The sequence below is a fragment of the Xylanibacter ruminicola genome, from assembly GCF_900107775.1.
GTDB lineage: Bacteria > Bacteroidota > Bacteroidia > Bacteroidales > Bacteroidaceae > Prevotella > Prevotella ruminicola_C.
This window is the reverse complement of sequence record NZ_FNRF01000001.1, coordinates 667,456-685,033: the sequence shown is the minus strand read 5'-3', so window position 1 is coordinate 685,033 and position 17,578 is coordinate 667,456. Positions and strand designations below refer to the sequence as shown.

Genomic DNA, 17,578 nt, shown 5'->3' with positions numbered 1-17,578 from the left:
GTTTTCTGTGGGATTTTTCGTAATTTTGCAGCCAAAATAATAAATACGTATTTAAGGAAATGGAAAACAAGACTTACAAGCGTACGACGGTGACGTCGGCGCTACCATACGCTAATGGCGGCGTACATATCGGACACCTGGCTGGTGTATATGTACCTGCTGATATCTATGTGCGTTATCTTCGTCTGAAGAAGCGCGAGGTATTGTTCATCGGCGGAAGTGATGAGCATGGTGTGCCCATTACCGTTCGTGCCCGCAAAGAGGGTATCACTCCTCAGGATGTGGTTGACCGCTATCATAAGATGATTAAGGATTCGTTCGAGGAGTTTGGTATCTCGTTCGATATCTATAGCCGTACTACCAGTGAGACTCATCATAAGTTTGCTGCCGAGTGGTTTAAGAAACTCTACGACGAGGGCAAGCTGACTGAGGAGACTACTGAGCAGCTGTACGACGAGGAGGCCAAGCAGTTCCTAGCCGACCGCTATGTTACTGGTGAGTGCCCACACTGCCACAACGAGGGTGCCTATGGCGACCAGTGTGAGAAGTGCGGACGCGACCTTTCGCCAACAGAGCTGATTAATCCAAAGTCTACTATCTCAGGTTCGACACCAGTACTGAAGAAGACCAAAAACTGGTATCTGCCTTTGAACGAGTATCAGGACTGGTTGAAGCAGTGGATTCTGGAGGAGCACAAAGAGTGGCGCCCCAACGTATATGGACAGTGTAAGAGCTGGTTGGATATGGATCTGCAGCCACGTGCTATGACTCGCGACTTGGATTGGGGTATCCCCGTGCCTGTAAAGGATGCAGAGGGTAAAGTACTCTATGTTTGGTTTGATGCACCTATCGGCTATGTATCAAACACCAAGGAACTTTGCGAGAAGGAGCCCGAGAAGTGGGGCAACTGGGAGAAGTGGTGGCAGGATGAGGATACTCGTCTGGTTCATTTCATCGGTAAGGACAACATCGTGTTCCACTGTATCATCTTCCCTGTAATGATGAAGGCTCACGGTAAGTATATTATGCCTGATAACGTACCTGCCAACGAGTTCCTGAACCTTGAGAACGATAAGATTTCAACCTCTCGTAACTGGGCTGTATGGCTCCACGAGTATCTGGTTGATATGCCTGGTAAGCAGGATGTATTGCGCTATGTACTGACAGCCAATGCACCTGAGACAAAGGATAATAACTTTACTTGGAAGGATTTCCAGGATCGCAATAACAACGAGCTCGTAGCTGTTTACGGTAACTTCGTAAACCGTGCCCTCCAGCTCACCAAGAAGTACTGGAACGGTGTGGTTCCTGCTTGTGGCGAGTTGCAGGATGTAGATAAGCAGGCCCTTGAGGAGTTTAAGGATGTAAAGGCTAAGGTTGAGGCTCTGCTGGAGCAGTTTAAGTTCCGCGATGCCCAGTTCGAGGCTATGAACCTGGCTCGTATTGGTAACCGCTATATCACAGAGTGCGAGCCTTGGAAGGTTTGGAAGACTGATCCAAAGCGTTGCGAGACTATCCTGAATATATGCTTGCAGTTGACTGCTAATCTGGCTATCGCCTTCGAGCCATTCCTGCCATTCAGCAGTAAGAAGCTTCGCGAGATGCTGAACATCAGCAACTTTGAGTGGGAGCAGCTGGGTTCTACCGATCTCCTGGAGGCTGGTCATCAGCTGGGCGAGCCTGCTCTGCTGTTCGAGAAAATTGAGGATGAGGTAATCCAGAAGCAGCTGGATAAGCTGGAGGCTACCAAGAAAGCCAACGAGGCAGCTAACTATAAGGCTGCTCCTATCAAGGATACTGTTAGCTTCGAGGAGTTCGAGAAGCTCGACATCCGTGTTGGTCTGGTTAAGGATTGTCAGAAGGTTAAGAAGAGTAAGAAGCTCCTGCAGTTTACCATCGACGATGGTTCTGGTACCGATCGTACCATCTGCTCGGGTATTGCTGCCTTCTACGAGAATCCTGAGGAATTGATTGGTAAGCGTATCCTCTTTGTAGCCAACTTTGCTCCACGTAACATGATGGGTATCGAGAGTCAGGGTATGATTCTGAGTGCCGTTGATGCCGACGAGAGTCTGAGTGTGGTTACAACCACTAAGGATGTAAAGCCAGGAAGTCAGGTAGGATAATATCTGTTCAATGGATGGAATCATTGAAGGAAAAAACAGCTAAGGGCCTGTTTTGGGGTGGAATGAACAATGGCGTTCAGCAATTGCTCGGCCTCATCTTTGGTATCATTCTAGGTCGTTTGCTTAATCCTTCCGACTATGGTCTTATAGCCATGATTACCATCTTTTCGCTGATAGCAACCGCTTTGCAGAATAGTGGTTTCTCTACAGCGCTGGTTAACGAAAAAGAACCAAAAGACAGTGACTATAATGCTGTCTTTTGGTTCAATATTTTTATGGGTGGCGTTATCTACTTAACGCTTTTCTTCTCAGCACCATTAATAGCTGATTACTATGATGAGCCCCGATTGGTTGCATTATGTCGTTATGCTTTTATCGGGCTGTTATTCAGTTGTAGTGGTGTAGCGCAGGCAGCTTATCTTTATAAGAATCTTAGAGCCCAGCAACTAGCCAAAGCCAGCATTACGGCTACCATCCTATCTAGTAGTGTGGCTGCTGTGATGGCTTGGCAAGGTTTTTCTTATTGGAGCTTGGCTACGCAGACCAATCTCTTTATCCTGATATCAACCCTGCTGCGCTGGCATTATAGCGATTGGCGCCCTACGTTGAAAGTTGATTTTACGTTTATCCGTAAGGCATTTCCGTTCAGCGTAAAGATTCTGATTAGCGATGTGCTGACACAGGTTAATAACAACGTGATGAACATGTTGCTGGGGCGTTACTTCAGTGCACATGATACTGGCAACTATAACCAGGCCTATCAGTGGAACAACAAGTGTACATCGCTTATCCAAGGTATGGTAAAGCAGGTAGATCAGACGGTGCTGGTAAGCGTAAGGGATGATCGCGAGCGCCAACTGGCTGTACTGCGCAAGATGGTACGTTTTGCTGCATTTATCTCGTTCCCATTGTTATTGGGATTTGGCTTGGTTGCTAAAGAGTTTATTGTGCTGGCCATTGGCGAGAAGTGGCTTATATCAGCACAATATCTGCAGTGGATATGTGTTTGTGGTGCTGTGCTACCCATCAGCACATTAATGGCCGATTTCCTGATCAGTAAGGGTAAATCAGGTACGTTTATGGGCTGTACGTTAGCGTTGGGTTTGCTTCAGATTGTAGCTATGCTAACGCTTTATCCATATGGTATTGCCACGATGGTTAAGACTTACGTAGTACTTAATTTGGTTTGGCTGTTTGTGTGGTTTTTCTTTGCCTGTAGTAACACCAGCTATACCTTGTTGCAGATGCTGAAGGATATCATGCCTTTTGCTTTGGCTGCTGCAGGTGTGATGTTGGCTACAGGTTATATCACTTCGTATATAGGCAACCTGTGGCTGCTGCTCATCAGCAGATGTATATTGGCAGCTTTACTCTATTATGCCGTGATGCGCCTGGCTGGTGCGCAGATACTGAAGGAGACTACAGATTTTATGATGAACAAAATTAAAAAACGATAAGATATGAACTATGCTTTGATTATTGCCGGCGGCTCTGGAAACAGAATGGGACAGGATATTCCCAAGCAGTTTATCAACGTTTACGATAAGCCTGTAATCATCTATACATTGGAGAGTTTTCAGCGCCATCCTATGGTAGATGCTATCGAAGTAGTTTGTCTTGATGGCTGGCATGAGGTGCTTTGGGCCTATGCTCGACAGTTTAATATTACCAAGCTTCAGGCTGTTGTAGCTGGTGGAAATAGTGCTCAGGAGAGCATTCGTAATGGTGTGTACGACTTAGAGAGCAAGGCTTCTGACGATGACATCATCATTATCCACGATGGTATCCGTCCCCTGGTGGATGATACCGTACTTACTGATGTTATCCAGAAGGCTATGCAGTATGGTAATGGTGTAACATCGTTGCCTTATAATGAACAGATATTCATTGTAAATCCTGACGATGAAACAACCACTAAGCAGTATATTCCTCGCGAAACCTTGCGACGTGTATCTACACCTCAGGCCTATCAGTTCAAGAAACTTGATGCTGCCTATCACGAGGCTTTCGAAAAAGGCATAGGTATTCATGGCTCGTCTTACACCAATACCATGATGGTAGAATTGGGTGAGACGCTGCATTTTGCTGCAGGTTCGGATAAGAACATCAAACTTACCACCAAGGATGATCTGGAGATGTTCAAGGGTTATATGAAAATGGATAAGGACACATGGCTGAAGTAATATCAATGTATAAGCAGCATCCTCTTTATCAGGAGGATTTGGAACGTATCACTCAGTTGGATGATATCAACCGTCTCTACGGCAAATCGTTTATGATTTCTGGTGCTACAGGTTTGATAGGCGTTTGCTTGATAGATGCCTTGATGCATCTGAATAAGAAAGGCGCTAACATCACTATTTATGCCCTGGGGCGTAATCGCGAAAAAGCTGCCTTACGACTTGGTGAATATTTTGAGGATAGCAACTTCCACTTTGTGGAGCGCGAAGCCTCAGAGTCGCTTTTAGAGTTGCCTAAGGTTGATGTCATTATTCCTTTGGCATCTAACACCCATCCATTGGCTTATTCAAAGTATCCCATTGAGACTATCAATATTAATGTGAAAGGTGCTGAACAGGCGCTCGAGAAAGCATTGGCTTGTAATGCGATGGTGCTCTATCCATCAACAGTCGAGGTGTATGGTAATGCCCGTGGTGATGATGATTTTACTGAGGATTATACTGGAAAGCTGAACTTAGCTGCTTCGCGTGCCTGCTATACAGAGTCAAAGCGACTGAGTGAGGCTCTCTGTCAGTCGTATATTGCTGAACGTGGTGCTCAGGTTAAGATTGTAAGACTGAGCCGTGTGTTTGGTCCTACCATGCTGATGAGCGATAGTAAAGCCTCGTCGCAGTTTATCCAGAAGGCTTTGGCTGGCGAGAATATCGTACTGAAGAGTAAAGGCGAACAGCTATTCTCTTACACCTATGTGGCTGATGCTGTAGGAGCTATGTTGCATGTGTTGCTGCATGGCGAGGAGGGTGTAGCTTATAATATTGCTAACGAGGCCTGCAATGTGCGTTTAAAGGACTTTGCTCAGCTATGTGCTGAGTGGGCCGATAAGCAGGTGGTATTCGAGTTGCCTTCAGAAACAGAACAGAAGGGCTTTTCGATTGCAATGCGTGCCGTACTTGATAACAGCCGCCTGAAAGGATTGAATTGGCATCCTCAGTATGCGATGAAGGATGCTGTGTGTCGTACATTATCAATATTAAAGTCATGAATAATCCTTATCTGCAGAAGTTCAAGGAACAGCAACTGCGTGCCTGCCAGCTGAAGCAGTTGTCTATTCTCGAAGAGATCGACCGTATCTGTAAGAAGCATCAGATTGGCTATTGGCTTGATGGTGGTACACTATTAGGTGCTGTTCGCCATGGGGGCTTTATTCCCTGGGATGACGATATCGATATTGCCATGCGTCAGGAGGATCTGGACCGTTTTGTGAGTGTGGCACCATCCGAACTTCGTGAAGGTTTATTCCTGCAGACACCACAGATTGAACCGCAATCTAAAGAGCCTATCGTAAAGGTGCGCGATCTGAATTCGTTCTATGTTGAAGGGTCAGACAACTTTGCGGCCGACTATCAGAAAGGTCTTTATGTTGATATATTCCCGATGGTAGATTATCCTACGCTGCCCAAAAAGTGGGTTAAGCGTATTACATTGGGTATTTCAAAGAGTTATTCTATTCTGCACAAGTCGCATTATTATTCATTTAATGCGTTTGCTGAGTTCTTCTGGTTTGGTGTCAAATATGCCGTTAATAAGTGTCTTTGGAGTTTGCTTTGCGCCGTTCGTCCTAAGAACGTGTATCTGTCGAATATCCTGATTAATAATGGTTATGGCATTATGCATCGCCAGGATTCTGTTTTCCCATTGGGTACTATTAACTTCGAGGGAAAGTCATTTAGTGCGCCTTGCAATCCTGATGCTTACCTGAGCGATCTTTATCGTAACTACATGGAGATTCCGCCAAAAGAGAAGCAAAAGATTCATTCTGTATTCATTATGCCCGAACTGATATGAAACAACCCGCTAAGACTGATATTGCTGTTCTGCTGCTGTTCTTTAATCGTGCAGATACTTTCCGCCAGGTTTTCGAGGCGGTTAAGGAGGCTCGCCCCTCAAAGCTGTTTCTCTATCAGGATGGTCCTCGTGGCGAGCGCGATATGGCTGGCATAGAGGCTTGTCGTGCGATTGTGAGCGATGAGAACATCGACTGGGAGTGCGAGGTGCATCGTATGTATCAGGAAAAAAACTATGGCTGCGATCCTTCTGAGTATATCTCGCAGAAATGGGCTTTCTCTATCGTTGATAAGTGCATGGTGCTTGAGGACGATGATGTACCCTCACAGTCGTTTTTTCCTTTCTGTAAGGAGATGCTTGATAAGTACGAGAACGATGAGCGTATCAGTATGATTTCGGGCTTTAATATCGATGAGGTTACTGAGGATTGTCCTTACGATTACTTCTTTACCTCAACATTTGGCATTTGGGGTTGGGCGTCGTGGCGACGCGTTATCGATCAGTGGGACGGTCAGTATTCATTCCTCGACGATGCGTATAATATGGCACAGCTGAAGGCTTTGGCTGAGCAGCGCAAATACAGAAAGGATATGATTAAGATGTTCACCAATCATCGTGCTACTGGCAAGGAGTACTACGAGAGTATTTTCTGGGCATCCATGCTGTTTAATTCTGGTCTGGCTATTCTGCCCTCAAAGAACCAGATAAATAATCTGGGTTTGATGGCCGATTCTACGCATTTTACCGCTTCGGCCAAGACCACACCCAAGCGCTTTCTTAAAATCTTTACCATGAAGCGTTATGAATTGGAGTTTCCACTTAAACACCCTAGATATGTGATTGAGAATGTAGGTTATAAGGACAGGTTATACAAGATTCTTGCATGGCGCCATCCTTTAACCAAGATCAGCTATTCGTTAGAGGAGTTGTGGCTTAATATCCGATACGGCCAGTTTGGCAATATCTCGAAAGCTTTTTCACGACGCATCCGAAAGTGGTTAGGAACAGAAAAGCATGCCTGATATTGAGGCATGCTTTTTTCGTTATATGATAGCTTTGATAGGCGATAACAGGAAATCGGTTAGCAGATAGCCGTTATATATAAATAGGTATATAGTCATAGCTGCCACTATCCATCTTAGCCAGCTTGTTTGTACGGCTTTAAACAGATAGGCTGTAGCAATGGGCAGTACAAATGCCCAGTGTGGCGTCATGATATATATCTCGTTAAGGCCGAAACCTAAGCCGATGTGTATCAGCATGTCGAAGGCAAAACCTGACAGACAGAGCCAAAGGAAACGGCTCTTACGCCCCATCCACACGCCTATTACAAAGAACAGCAGTATAAGTGCTTCGATGATATAGCTGAATGCCCAGTTGTAATGTACAAATACTGGACGATGAACCAGCACATCCTCTAAGAAGTAGTCCTGATGGAACTGCAGCGACTCGCCAAACAGGTTCTCATAGGTAGATTGCCAGCGCGATGTAGAGATATCTGTCCACTTCAGGAAGCCGTAATTCTCCATAGGCTTACCAGTTTTGGCTGCCTGGCGTTGCAATACCTTATCGCGACGGGCTTTCTTGGCCTCGTACTGCTCTTTCTGTTCAGCTGTCATCTGAGCCACACGTGCCTTTTGCTGTTCTGCTTTCTTTGCTTTCTGCTCTGCGCGTGCCTTTTCTTTGGGTAGCACATACGTGCGATACTCCCATTGTGCCGTACCCCACAGCAAGGCTGCTGGCAGGATAACAGCCAACAACAGGTATTTAGGACGGAAGAAATCGCGCAGATTTACAAAGAATCCTGATAAGAAAACCTTCACACCATTGCTCAGCGTAACACCTGCTGTAATATAGAACAGAATGGCCGATTGCCACCACTTAAACTCGCGGCGTTTCTTGATGCATATACCTGATATATAAAGGGTAATAAGCAACAGAAACATTGATATGGTAAAGTGATCGGGCACGATGGCAGCCATCAGGATATAGGCCATCGAGAAGAAGTAAGCCGTGAGCAATGTAGCATCCTTGCGCTCTAACTCTATCACCTCGCGATGAATACGATACAGGAAGATATACGAATAATAGGTGCAGAAAATCAGGAATGCTGCCACCAGATACTGCACGCAGTTAACGCCTAACAGCCAAGTAAGCCCCTCGTTAATAACCCACAGCGGCCATATCATAAACGATAGCAACGGATGGCGATATACCTGATACACTACATCCCAGTTGGTTACGCCCAGATAAGTAAGCGGGTCGTAGCCCGACAGATGCAGCTCGTGTTCGAAAGCCTTCCAATAGGGGCCGAAACCAGGTTGCATAAACAACTCGTGCATACGGAAGATAAACATAGCGTTGAGGGCTATGATAACCATAAGAGCAATCGCCGACTGCCAGCGCTCTTCGGGTTTAATCTTGAATATCTTAAGTGGATTTCTCATTATCTGAATGGTTTAAAATATGATTCATCGGCAAATGCCAGCATTTCTTTATCGCCACGACTATCGCCAAAGGCAGTCAGGTGATAATCCTTTTTGTCGGGAAAGAGGGTCAGGATACGGTTCACCTTCTCCTGGCCATAGCAGTTCTTGGTAAGAAAGTGTCCTGTCAGCTTACCATCGATTACTTCAATCTGTGTGCCCAGCACTTTTACATCAGCAAAGAAAGGCTGCACCCAGTTATCGATAGATGCGCTTACTATCAGTACCTCCGAGCCTTCGTCTTGGGCTTGCTGTATGGCCTTGATGCCTGCAGGGCGCAGTAGATGCCCGGATGAGGCTGCAAAGGCTTGACAGAGGGCGTTAAAATCCTCAAGCTTCATACCCTTGAAGAAGTAAGTAAACACCTTTTGCTTGGCTTTCCAGTTAGGATAGAGCCCTAGTTTCATCAGCACAAGCAGATGGGCATAGCGTGCAAAGCCCCATCCAAAGGCCATTGTGCCCTTGGCAAAACGGATAAACTCTATCAACGTATCCTTAGTTGTCAGCGTTCCGTCGAAATCGAAAGCGTATATCTTCTTCATACTCTAACGATGAGTTTCAGTATCTTTTGTAGTGCCCATGCCAAGGGAATGGTAATCACGATGGTGAGTAAGGCCGTAAGCCAGTAACCCAGATGGTAGGGGATGAGGTAGGTCATCACGAAGTGATCGTGTATCAGATAGGCCTCCAGGCTGAGGGCGCCAAAGAAAGCGCAAAAGCTGTTGAACCATCGCGGCGTGCGACGGAACACACGGTTCAGCATCATAATCAGCGTGATGGTAAACGGAATGTATATCATACGCTCTACAAACAGGGGGAATCGTCCGTGCGAAATCTGCTCCAGATACACACACGAACTGAAGGTGGCCAGAAAGATAGTAAGTATCATCCATATGCCGGCTCCATCTATCTTGGTTTGTTTACGTACCAGTTCGCCACAGTTTATGCCGATAAAGAAGATGGGCACGCGGCTCCAGAATATCTCGATATGCCCTACGGCCTGATGCAATGGGGCTATCCACTGCACCCAGATGCACCATAGAATCATAACTACAGGCATCCATCGGTAAACGGGATGGCGCTGAATCAATCGCATGTAGGGTGGGGCCCAGAGGTAGAGCATCATAATGGCTGGGATATACCAGAAGGTGAGCTCGTCGTGCAACCAGAAGTCCCAGTTAATGGCGATGTCGCCAATCAGGTCGATATAATCGCCGTTTGTCCAGTCGAATCGTGGCAGATAGAAGAGCGATGCCATCACCAGCCAGGCAGGATAAATACGCAACAGGCGGCGCTTGTAGAACTGCCACAAAGCTGGATTCTTTTCCCACGAGAACCAAAGGCCGATACCACTCAGGAACAGGAACATATCTACACCCACATTGCCACATCGTCTTAAACCGAAGAACTCGTTACTACGAGCCAGCGGCACGTGGAACAGGATGATAAACAGCATAGCTGCTCCCATCAATTCAGCGCGATAACGGCTAATGTTGGCCAGTTCTATATCCTTTATCTTCACAGTTTGGGACTTGGCAGTTGGTCTATCAGCTTCTTGAATAACCACGAGAGGAACAGCGTTGCTACCACGTAGAGCAGCAACCCTGCATACATATCATCATAAATATAAGGTCGCACAATGATTTTTCGAACCAGCGGATGGGCCACAAAGATAGCTGACGAGATACCACCCACCCAGACGCTGTATGACAGCATCCGCTCGGGCATAACTTTTACCAGCGCAATGGTGCCAACAACGATAAATGCAGGTACCCATAGCCAGCCATGGAAGTTTGAACTCAAAGCTACGATGAGGGCAACAGCGAATAATAAGGCTATAATATATTCCCAGTTAGGGAATATTTTGTTCCCAACGTGGGAATTATTTGTTCCCAACGTGGGAATAATTGTTGGTATTCTAGCTGCCAGCAAGCCTAAGCCGAAAGGCAGCACGCCGCCAATCAGATTATAACGTAATCGCTCCAGCAAAACAGCATCGTCCTGGCAGGAGAGTTGCCACAACCAGCACAGAACTATCATACCTACAACTACACCCCAGTGGCGCCAGCGATAAAGTACCAGGCGATAGAAAATGTAAAGCTGCAAGGTGATGCTGAAGTACCAGTAAGGACCAGGCCAAACCACATGCGAGGGATCCTCGAACAGGTTGGCAAACATGCCCAGCATACCAACCACCGCTGTCCAGGTATAGCGATGCATGCCTGGGGTGATGGCATCGAGCAGGATAAAGGCCACAAAGCCTACGATAAAGATGCGGAACAACTTAAGATAGTTGTAGCGTACAAATCGCCACAAACCTACCTCGGGTAGCTTGCCTTGTTCGTATTTCTTAACCAATCCGTAACCACTCAGAAAAAGGAATACGGGCACGCCATAGTGGCCGAAGAACGACACCAGATGCATGGGTAGCTGTTCATCAGGATTAAGAGTGAGGCGCCACAGCTCATCGAACTTGAATTGTTGCCAGGTATATTCGTTCTCTCTCACAATGCCCCTGAGCCAGTGGCAATAGTTGTGCAGCATGATGGCCAGGATGGCAACACCACGCATGGCAGAACACTCTTTTCTTGATAACAGTTCTTTCATTGCTTCTTTAACTGGTTATAATCTGTTACGCCTTTCAGGATACGTGGGCGTTTGGTGTCGTAAGCCGGACTCACGATGTTATACTGCTCGTGATAGAGTGGTGAGGCAATACCGCCAAAGTACATCAGCAGGTGTGGCAGCACATCTGTCATCATCGGACGGTTTCTGGCCTCCTGGATAGCTGTCCAGCCGTATGGGTGGTTTTCGCGATACTTAGGCGATCCCCATATCCAGAACGGAATCTCCATCTCGTTGCGTGCCAGGCGGTAATCGATGTTGGCACCATGCATACGTCCGTACATATATGGCTCGCCATCAAATATCTCCTCGGCATGGTCGGGCATGTAGATTACTATAGCATCCTTATCGGCAAAGCGCTGGGTAACGGCCCATATAATCGAGTCGTTATAACGTACAGAGTTGTCGTAATCGGCCAGAATCATACGCTGTTTCTTGGTAAGTTCAGGACGATTGTACATATCCTCTTTCAGATACTTATGGGTAGCATTCTGCGGATAGCGCGACTTGTACATCAGGTGCGAACCCATCAGATGCAGAATAATCAGGTTATGTTCCTTATCCTCCTTCTTCAGGCGGTCGTACTCCTGCAGCACGCCCTCGTCGTAGGGATAAAGGCGGGTGTTACGTGTATCAAACAGCTTTTTGCTCAGATCAGGATTGTTCAGGAAGAAACCTCCGCTGAAGTCGTAAACAGCCTCGTTAGCCTTCGACTGGAACTGGTTGGTGATAAACGTAACGTGATAGCCTGCCTTGCGGAATACTTCTGGGAAGAGTGGTTTATCGCACCATTCCTCTTTTTCGCCGATGGCCTGCAACGACAGGATGTTCTTGAACACAAAACTGGTAAGATTCCAAGGTGCAACCACATCGGTAAATGGTACCAGCGTGCCTTCCTGAGCCAAAGCCTTCTGCTTTGGTGTGGTTGGCATGTTGTAGCCATACAGCTGCGAGTGGTGCTTGTTGTAGCTCTCGCCGATAATCAATACGATGTTAGGCACACGATAACTACAGCTATCTATCTGTACATTCTCGCTGGCAGCTTCGAGCTGTACTAACTGGTTGTCGGCCAGGTGGTTGGCGTACATGCTGAATACCAATCGGTAGATAGGTACATAGAATTCGGCCTTGTCCTTACGTGTAAGCTCGTGCTCCATCTGACCCACGGTGGTGTGGGTAAACATGCGGTGCATAGCCTCTTTGTTGGGCCAAACAAGTGTTACGCAAGAGCAGAGTGCCCAAGCTACGATTACACCAACAATGGCATTGTAACCCTCGATAACAATGGGGTTCATCTTGGGCAGAATCACTCTGTTGCTGATATGTCTGGTTGCTCGGCGAATCACCGTCCAAGCGATGTGCACCAGCGCCAAGAGCAGTACCCAGCCTACTTTTGATGTAACTACATCCCATGTAATATAGCCACGCAGAAACTCGCTGGCCTCCTGACCTGTGGTTTCGTTAGCCAGCATCAGCATGGTGGGGGTAAGAGTCGACTCAAAACGTACGTAGCAGTACATATCCACAATGGCTGTGGTGTAAAGCAGGATGTAGAGTAGCGCTCGCACCCAATAGCGAACCTTTCGGGGTATCAGCGTAAGCACTACGCATACGGCGTAGATATCCAGAAACAGTTCGGGTTCGGAAAACTGGTATGGTTCGGCACCTTTGCCTACCAGATAGACGGGCATCAGTTCCAGTTGTGTACAAATCATTCCCAGCGCAAACATAAACACAAAGAATGCGCTGTTTTTCTGGATGGGCATAAACAGGGCGCCAATCCACTTTAATGGGTTTATTTTCAGTCCTTTAAGCATAGAGTTCGTGTTCCTTTATATATTCAGCCACAGCCTTTGGCACCAGATGATTGATAGGCTTGCCAGCCTGGATACAATCGCGTATTTCGGTGCTCGAAATGTCGATAAGGTCAAGACCGTCGATACCACCTTCGCAACCACGACGGGGATAAACGATAATCTGGTACTGATTGCGGATATCATCGGCACGATACCACTTGTCAAACAGCTGCCAGTTGTCGCCACCTATCATCAGTACAAACTCGCGGTCGGGATAATCTCGCTTCAGGGCCTCGAGTGTGTTCCAGGTGTACGATGGTTTGGGCAGATGCATCTCGTAGTCGCTGGCTATGATGCCAGTTTCGCCTTCAACAGCCAGGCGGGCCATCTCCATGCGTATCTGGTCGTCCAGCAAATCGGCTTGGGCTTTCAGGGGGTTCTGTGGCGAAACCATCAGCCACACTTCGTCGAGCCCAGCTTTTTCACAAAGCTGACGAGCCAACGAAATGTGACCGTTATGAATGGGATTGAACGATCCGCCAAAAATCCCCGTTCTTATCATTCGATATCTAAAAAATCCTTGATTATTTCCAAAGCATCAGCCTCGGCATATTCCAACATGTCGTTGATAACCACCTTATCGAACTTATCGGCAAACGAGAGTTCGAACTCGGCACGGGCAATACGCTGGTCGATAACCTCGGGGGCATCTGTTGCACGACCTTCCAATCGTTTGCGAAGTTCGTTGATTGATGGGGGCTGGATAAACAGGCTCAGCGCCTTGTCGCCATAGAATTTCTTGATGTTTACGCCACCTTTCACGTCAACGTCGAACACCACGTTCTGTCCAGCTTCCAACTGGTTCTCAACCTGCGACTTCAGCGTGCCGTAAAAGCGGTCGGTATATACCTCCTCGTACTCCAGGAATTCGTCGTTCTCAATACGCTGGCGGAATTCCTCTGGTGTCAGGAAGAAATAGTCTACCCCGTTCTGCTCTGTGCCGCGAGGAGCTCGCGATGTGCACGAGATAGAGTAGGCCAGATTCAGTTCCTTGTGCTCTCTCATCAGCCATGAGATAATGGTACTCTTGCCAGTGCCCGATGGAGCCGATATAATAATTAATTTACCTTTTGCCATCGTTTAAAGTGCGTTAAGAACCTGTTCCTTAATCTGCTCCAGCTCGTCCTTCATCTTAACCACGATGTTCTGCATCTCGGCCTGATTACTCTTCGAACCGGTTGTGTTAATCTCACGACCCATCTCCTGAGCGATAAAGCCCAGCTTCTTACCCTGTCCGGCAGGCTCGTTCATGGTGTCGCGGAAATACTTCAGGTGGTTGGTCAGTCGCTGCTTCTCCTCGCTGATGTCCAGCTTCTCAATATAGTAAATCAGCTCCTGCTCCAAGCGGTTCTTATCATAGTCGGCTGTTGGAATCTGCTGCAAGCCATCTATGATACGTGCCTTAATCTTCTGAACACGACTCTTCTCGTATGGCTCAATCTCGCCCATCAGCTTGGCAATATTGTCAATCTTCTCAGTAAACTTCTTCTGCAAGGCAGCACCCTCCTGAGTACGGAAGTCAACCAGGTTTTTCAGGGCCTCGGCTACACCGCCTTTCACTACCTTCCACTCCTCGTCGTCCAGCTCTTCAACATCAGTCTTAGTCATTACGTCTGGCATGCGGAGCAGGGTATAGAACCAATCCTCAGGAGTTGGAATACCAGTCTTGTCGGCGATGGCCTTAATCTGCTGGTAGTAGTTCTCAACCAGCTGTGCGTTGATAGGGGTTGGATCTACCGATGTATCCTTCTCAACCCAAACGCTCATGTCCACTTTTCCGCGAATCAGAGCCTCTGCCACCATCTGGCGCATCTCCATCTCTTTCTCACGATAGAGAGGTGCGATACGTGTGTTCAAGTCGAGCTGCTTTGAGTTCAGCGACTTGATTTCTACGTGAATTTTCTTCTCCTTAAATGCCACGACCGCCTTGCCGTAGCCTGTCATCGATTGTATCATGCTATACCTATTTAATAATATTTGGCTGCAAAATTACAACAATTTGTCGATACATCCAAGAAATTCTTGCGAAATGATGATTTTATGATAGTAGAAATCCCCGATTCTGTAGGAAAAATCGAGGATTTCATGTTAAAACAGTTTGCTGATGGTTTGAGCCTCATTGCCCTCAAATGTCAGCATTTGGGTTACTGGCTCATAACTCAATTGGGTAAATTGATGTAACAAAAGAGCCAAATAGTTACCATCTTCCGATAGTGCCAATTCCAGCATATAGTTTCCATTAGCTACCTCTTTTGGATGGAAGTTGCCAATGACATTCTCTATATCATTCTTTGACCTTTCAAGGAAACGCTTTAGGTGTTCACCATCAGAAGGCGATAATTGAATGGTTCGTGCACTAACCTTGCTCTGAGTTTTATTGTAAGTTACTATGGTTTTCAAACCAAATAATGATTTACTGATGCTTATACGATTATCAGCACAGATGTCGTTCCACATCTGCAAATTCTTAATATTTGCCATTGTTTTCTTTTTTCTTTGTTACTAATGCGAATTGTATCCTCCCTTCATTTTGGGGTGATGATATCGCTAACAAAGAATGCGTCTCAACGCGATAACATAGTAAAGGCGAGGAGGCGCAGCACCTATGTAAGTTTTGCAAAACCAGATAAACTTACAAAGGCTAAAATACTTTAAAAGGTTTGACGGATTACAATAAGTTCCTTGCCCAAATGTTTTACCAGGTTTACCTCCGTGAGTAGGTAATAAACGGGTAGGTCTCGAGGCATTTATGTTTTGTGGCGAATTCGATTTGATGAACGCCTCGCCAAAGGGCTGTTGTTGTTTTTCAATTAGCGAGTTCGCCTGCCTGTCGAATTGTTTTGTGTACTCTTGGCGTTCATTGTTATATGGCATAGTACTATCGCCTCTTACCCACAGATGCGAGTAAGAGTAGCCACAAATCAATGCAGCAATGAGCCATATTCTAAGAACCCATCTCTTCACGCCTGCAAAAGTACTAAATAATTTGAATGAATGCACATAATATCCAAAAAAAATCTTACCTTTGCAACAATATAATTAAAATGATGTAAGAATATGAAACGAAAACTATTAATTCTGGCCATCGGTTTTTCGATGACTTTGCAGGCGCAAGAGCTACGGGTAGGCGAGCAAGGCTCGGGGATGAAGGCACCTGTTTTTGAGACTTCGGCTAAAGATGAGATTGCAACAAATCGTTTTTTGGCAGGTAGTAACTATTTGGATTACGATCGTCAGCTTACTGACAAGGCGCTGACGCCCGCTCCTAAGAATTATGAACCTTACTATATGAGTCATTATGGTCGTCATGGATCGCGTTGGCTCATCAGCGATGGCAATTACTCTAAACCTCTTGCAACGCTGAAGGCAGCTAAGGAGCAAGGGAAACTTACGCCATTAGGCGAGAAAACACTCGCAACTATCGAAGCTATCTACGCTACAGCCCATAAACGATTGGGTGATTTGACTACTGTTGGCGAACGTCAGCATCATGGTATCGGAAAGCGTATGGTGCAGCATTTTCCTGAGATTTTCAAAACCAAGAATCTGAAGATAGATGCCCGTAGCACCACGGTGAACCGTTGTATTCTGTCGATGATTGCTGAGTGCGAGGAGCTGGCTGCTGCTAATCCTACTGCCCAGATTCATAATGATGTAAGCGAGAGTCTGCAGTACTATCTCAATCAGCCTTGGGACGGACTGGTAGCGAAACTTGGACGCAGCACTGGCGATAAGGAAGAGCGCGAATATGCCTATAAGTACACCCACCCAGAGCGTTTGATGAAAGTGTTGTTTAACGACGAGGCTTACGTATATAATAATGTGAATGCAGGTTCGCTGATGCGCCAGCTGTTCCATGTGGCTTGCAATATGCAGAGTCACGACACCGATCTGGAGCTCTTTTCGCTGTTTAACGATGAGGAGGTTTACGACCAGTGGCGCCAGAAGAATGTAGGTTGGTATCTCGACTATGGAGCATCGCCTGTTTCGGGTGGTAAGATGCCTTTCAGTCAGCTTAATCTGCTGAAGAACATCATAGCTACTGCCGACACCGTTACTCAGACACAGGCCACTTTGCGATTTGGCCACGAGGTTTGTGTGATGCCTCTGGCTTGCCTGTTGGAGTTGGATAGCTGCGGCATAGTTGTAAACAATCTCGACGAACTCGATAAGTATTGGCGTAACTATCGCATCTTCCCTATGGGCTGTAATATCCAGCTGATATTCTATCGTCCTGAAAAGGGAAAGACTGGCGATATTCTTGTAAAGGCCCTGCTGAACGAACGCGAGACCTATCTGCCTATCAAGACCAACCAGTGGCCTTACTATAACTGGCAGGAGCTGCGCACATATTATAAAAACAAGATTGCCGCCTTTGAAGCAGAAAACAAGTAAAATCTGTTAAAATCCATATTTATAGGGATTGCACAGCTTTTTGATTTGTTGTACCTTTGCACCC

General features: G+C 46.5%; 16 protein-coding genes. 7 read left to right on the top strand and 9 right to left on the bottom strand.

Features of this window, described 5'->3' with window-relative positions; translation table 11 throughout:
• The first annotated feature begins 59 nt into the window (after positions 1-59).
• From metG to BLU97_RS02545, 6 genes are read left to right on the top strand one after another with little or no spacing between them, the layout of a single operon-like run.
• The gene (gene metG / locus BLU97_RS02570) at positions 60-2,126 is read left to right on the top strand and encodes a methionine--tRNA ligase (RefSeq protein ID WP_074760111.1); all 2,067 of its coding nucleotides are present in this window, start codon (positions 60-62) and stop codon (positions 2,124-2,126) included.
• Positions 2,127-2,140: 14 nt separating this feature from the next.
• Positions 2,141-3,583 (top strand): lipopolysaccharide biosynthesis protein, encoded by a 1,443-nt coding sequence (locus tag BLU97_RS02565; RefSeq protein ID WP_074760110.1) that lies wholly within the window; start codon positions 2,141-2,143, stop codon positions 3,581-3,583.
• 3 nt (positions 3,584-3,586) lie between these two features.
• Entirely contained in the window at positions 3,587-4,309 is a 723-nt protein-coding gene (locus BLU97_RS02560) for a 2-C-methyl-D-erythritol 4-phosphate cytidylyltransferase (protein ID WP_074760109.1), read from the top strand.
• On the top strand, positions 4,297-5,349 hold the full coding sequence (locus BLU97_RS02555; protein ID WP_074760108.1) for an NAD-dependent epimerase/dehydratase family protein: 1,053 nt from the start codon (positions 4,297-4,299) through the stop codon (positions 5,347-5,349). Before BLU97_RS02560 ends, BLU97_RS02555 begins: the two co-directional genes overlap by 13 nt.
• The gene (locus BLU97_RS02550; protein ID WP_074760107.1) at positions 5,346-6,152 is read left to right on the top strand and encodes a phosphorylcholine transferase LicD; all 807 of its coding nucleotides are present in this window, start codon (positions 5,346-5,348) and stop codon (positions 6,150-6,152) included. The genes BLU97_RS02555 and BLU97_RS02550 overlap by 4 nt, the downstream gene beginning before the upstream one ends.
• Positions 6,149-7,174 carry a hemolysin activation protein gene (locus BLU97_RS02545; RefSeq protein WP_074760106.1) on the top strand — a complete coding sequence of 342 codons (1,026 nt, stop codon included), beginning with the start codon at positions 6,149-6,151 and terminating at the stop codon, positions 7,172-7,174. Before BLU97_RS02550 ends, BLU97_RS02545 begins: the two co-directional genes overlap by 4 nt.
• A 21-nt stretch (positions 7,175-7,195) precedes the next feature.
• Here BLU97_RS02545 and BLU97_RS02540 read toward each other — a convergent pair whose 3' ends face one another.
• The 9 genes from BLU97_RS02540 to BLU97_RS02500 all read right to left on the bottom strand — a co-directional run bounded on the left by BLU97_RS02540 (position 7,196) and on the right by BLU97_RS02500 (position 15,600).
• Entirely contained in the window at positions 7,196-8,599 is a 1,404-nt protein-coding gene (locus BLU97_RS02540) for a DUF6080 domain-containing protein (protein ID WP_074760105.1), read from the bottom strand.
• A complete protein-coding gene (locus BLU97_RS02535; RefSeq protein ID WP_074760104.1) occupies positions 8,599-9,180 on the bottom strand; it encodes an HAD-IB family hydrolase in 582 nt (193 codons plus the stop codon). Before BLU97_RS02535 ends, BLU97_RS02540 begins: the two co-directional genes overlap by 1 nt.
• Positions 9,177-10,160, bottom strand: coding sequence for an acyltransferase family protein (locus tag BLU97_RS02530; protein WP_074760103.1), 984 nt, complete (start codon positions 10,158-10,160; stop codon positions 9,177-9,179). The genes BLU97_RS02535 and BLU97_RS02530 overlap by 4 nt, the downstream gene beginning before the upstream one ends.
• Positions 10,157-11,245, bottom strand: a complete 1,089-nt coding sequence (locus BLU97_RS02525) for an acyltransferase family protein (RefSeq protein ID WP_074760102.1) — start codon at positions 11,243-11,245, stop codon at positions 10,157-10,159. The genes BLU97_RS02530 and BLU97_RS02525 overlap by 4 nt, the downstream gene beginning before the upstream one ends.
• The gene (locus BLU97_RS02520) at positions 11,242-13,080 is read right to left on the bottom strand and encodes a phosphoethanolamine transferase (RefSeq protein WP_074760101.1); all 1,839 of its coding nucleotides are present in this window, start codon (positions 13,078-13,080) and stop codon (positions 11,242-11,244) included. The genes BLU97_RS02525 and BLU97_RS02520 overlap by 4 nt, the downstream gene beginning before the upstream one ends.
• Entirely contained in the window at positions 13,073-13,621 is a 549-nt protein-coding gene (gene nadD, locus BLU97_RS02515) for a nicotinate (nicotinamide) nucleotide adenylyltransferase (protein ID WP_074760100.1), read from the bottom strand. Before nadD ends, BLU97_RS02520 begins: the two co-directional genes overlap by 8 nt.
• On the bottom strand, positions 13,618-14,196 hold the full coding sequence (gene gmk / locus BLU97_RS02510) for a guanylate kinase (RefSeq protein ID WP_074760099.1): 579 nt from the start codon (positions 14,194-14,196) through the stop codon (positions 13,618-13,620). The genes nadD and gmk overlap by 4 nt, the downstream gene beginning before the upstream one ends.
• A 3-nt stretch (positions 14,197-14,199) precedes the next feature.
• Entirely contained in the window at positions 14,200-15,075 is an 876-nt protein-coding gene (locus BLU97_RS02505; protein ID WP_013064277.1) for a YicC/YloC family endoribonuclease, read from the bottom strand.
• A gap of 132 nt (positions 15,076-15,207) precedes the next feature.
• Positions 15,208-15,600 (bottom strand): hypothetical protein, encoded by a 393-nt coding sequence (locus BLU97_RS02500; protein WP_139208716.1) that lies wholly within the window; start codon positions 15,598-15,600, stop codon positions 15,208-15,210.
• Between the two features lie 576 nt (positions 15,601-16,176).
• Between BLU97_RS02500 and BLU97_RS02490 the strand changes: the two genes are divergently transcribed.
• The gene (locus BLU97_RS02490) at positions 16,177-17,514 is read left to right on the top strand and encodes a histidine-type phosphatase (RefSeq protein WP_254771643.1); all 1,338 of its coding nucleotides are present in this window, start codon (positions 16,177-16,179) and stop codon (positions 17,512-17,514) included.
• The last annotated feature ends 64 nt before the right edge of the window (positions 17,515-17,578 follow it).

What these genes read in the sequence shown, in the direction of transcription:
- metG (WP_074760111.1), top strand. Translation starts at nt 60, where the DNA reads ATGGAAAACAAGACTTACAAGCGTACGACGGTGACGTCGGCGCTACCA.
- BLU97_RS02565 (WP_074760110.1), top strand. Translation starts at nt 2,141, where the DNA reads ATGGAATCATTGAAGGAAAAAACAGCTAAGGGCCTGTTTTGGGGTGGA.
- BLU97_RS02560 (WP_074760109.1), top strand. Translation starts at nt 3,587, where the DNA reads ATGAACTATGCTTTGATTATTGCCGGCGGCTCTGGAAACAGAATGGGA.
- BLU97_RS02555 (WP_074760108.1), top strand. Translation starts at nt 4,297, where the DNA reads ATGGCTGAAGTAATATCAATGTATAAGCAGCATCCTCTTTATCAGGAG.
- BLU97_RS02550 (WP_074760107.1), top strand. Translation starts at nt 5,346, where the DNA reads ATGAATAATCCTTATCTGCAGAAGTTCAAGGAACAGCAACTGCGTGCC.
- BLU97_RS02545 (WP_074760106.1), top strand. Translation starts at nt 6,149, where the DNA reads ATGAAACAACCCGCTAAGACTGATATTGCTGTTCTGCTGCTGTTCTTT.
- BLU97_RS02540 (WP_074760105.1), bottom strand. Translation starts at nt 8,599, where the DNA reads ATGAGAAATCCACTTAAGATATTCAAGATTAAACCCGAAGAGCGCTGG.
- BLU97_RS02535 (WP_074760104.1), bottom strand. Translation starts at nt 9,180, where the DNA reads ATGAAGAAGATATACGCTTTCGATTTCGACGGAACGCTGACAACTAAG.
- BLU97_RS02525 (WP_074760102.1), bottom strand. Translation starts at nt 11,245, where the DNA reads ATGAAAGAACTGTTATCAAGAAAAGAGTGTTCTGCCATGCGTGGTGTT.
- BLU97_RS02520 (WP_074760101.1), bottom strand. Translation starts at nt 13,080, where the DNA reads ATGCTTAAAGGACTGAAAATAAACCCATTAAAGTGGATTGGCGCCCTG.
- nadD (WP_074760100.1), bottom strand. Translation starts at nt 13,621, where the DNA reads ATGATAAGAACGGGGATTTTTGGCGGATCGTTCAATCCCATTCATAAC.
- gmk (WP_074760099.1), bottom strand. Translation starts at nt 14,196, where the DNA reads ATGGCAAAAGGTAAATTAATTATTATATCGGCTCCATCGGGCACTGGC.
- BLU97_RS02505 (WP_013064277.1), bottom strand. Translation starts at nt 15,075, where the DNA reads ATGATACAATCGATGACAGGCTACGGCAAGGCGGTCGTGGCATTTAAG.
- BLU97_RS02500 (WP_139208716.1), bottom strand. Translation starts at nt 15,600, where the DNA reads ATGGCAAATATTAAGAATTTGCAGATGTGGAACGACATCTGTGCTGAT.
- BLU97_RS02490 (WP_254771643.1), top strand. Translation starts at nt 16,177, where the DNA reads ATGAAACGAAAACTATTAATTCTGGCCATCGGTTTTTCGATGACTTTG.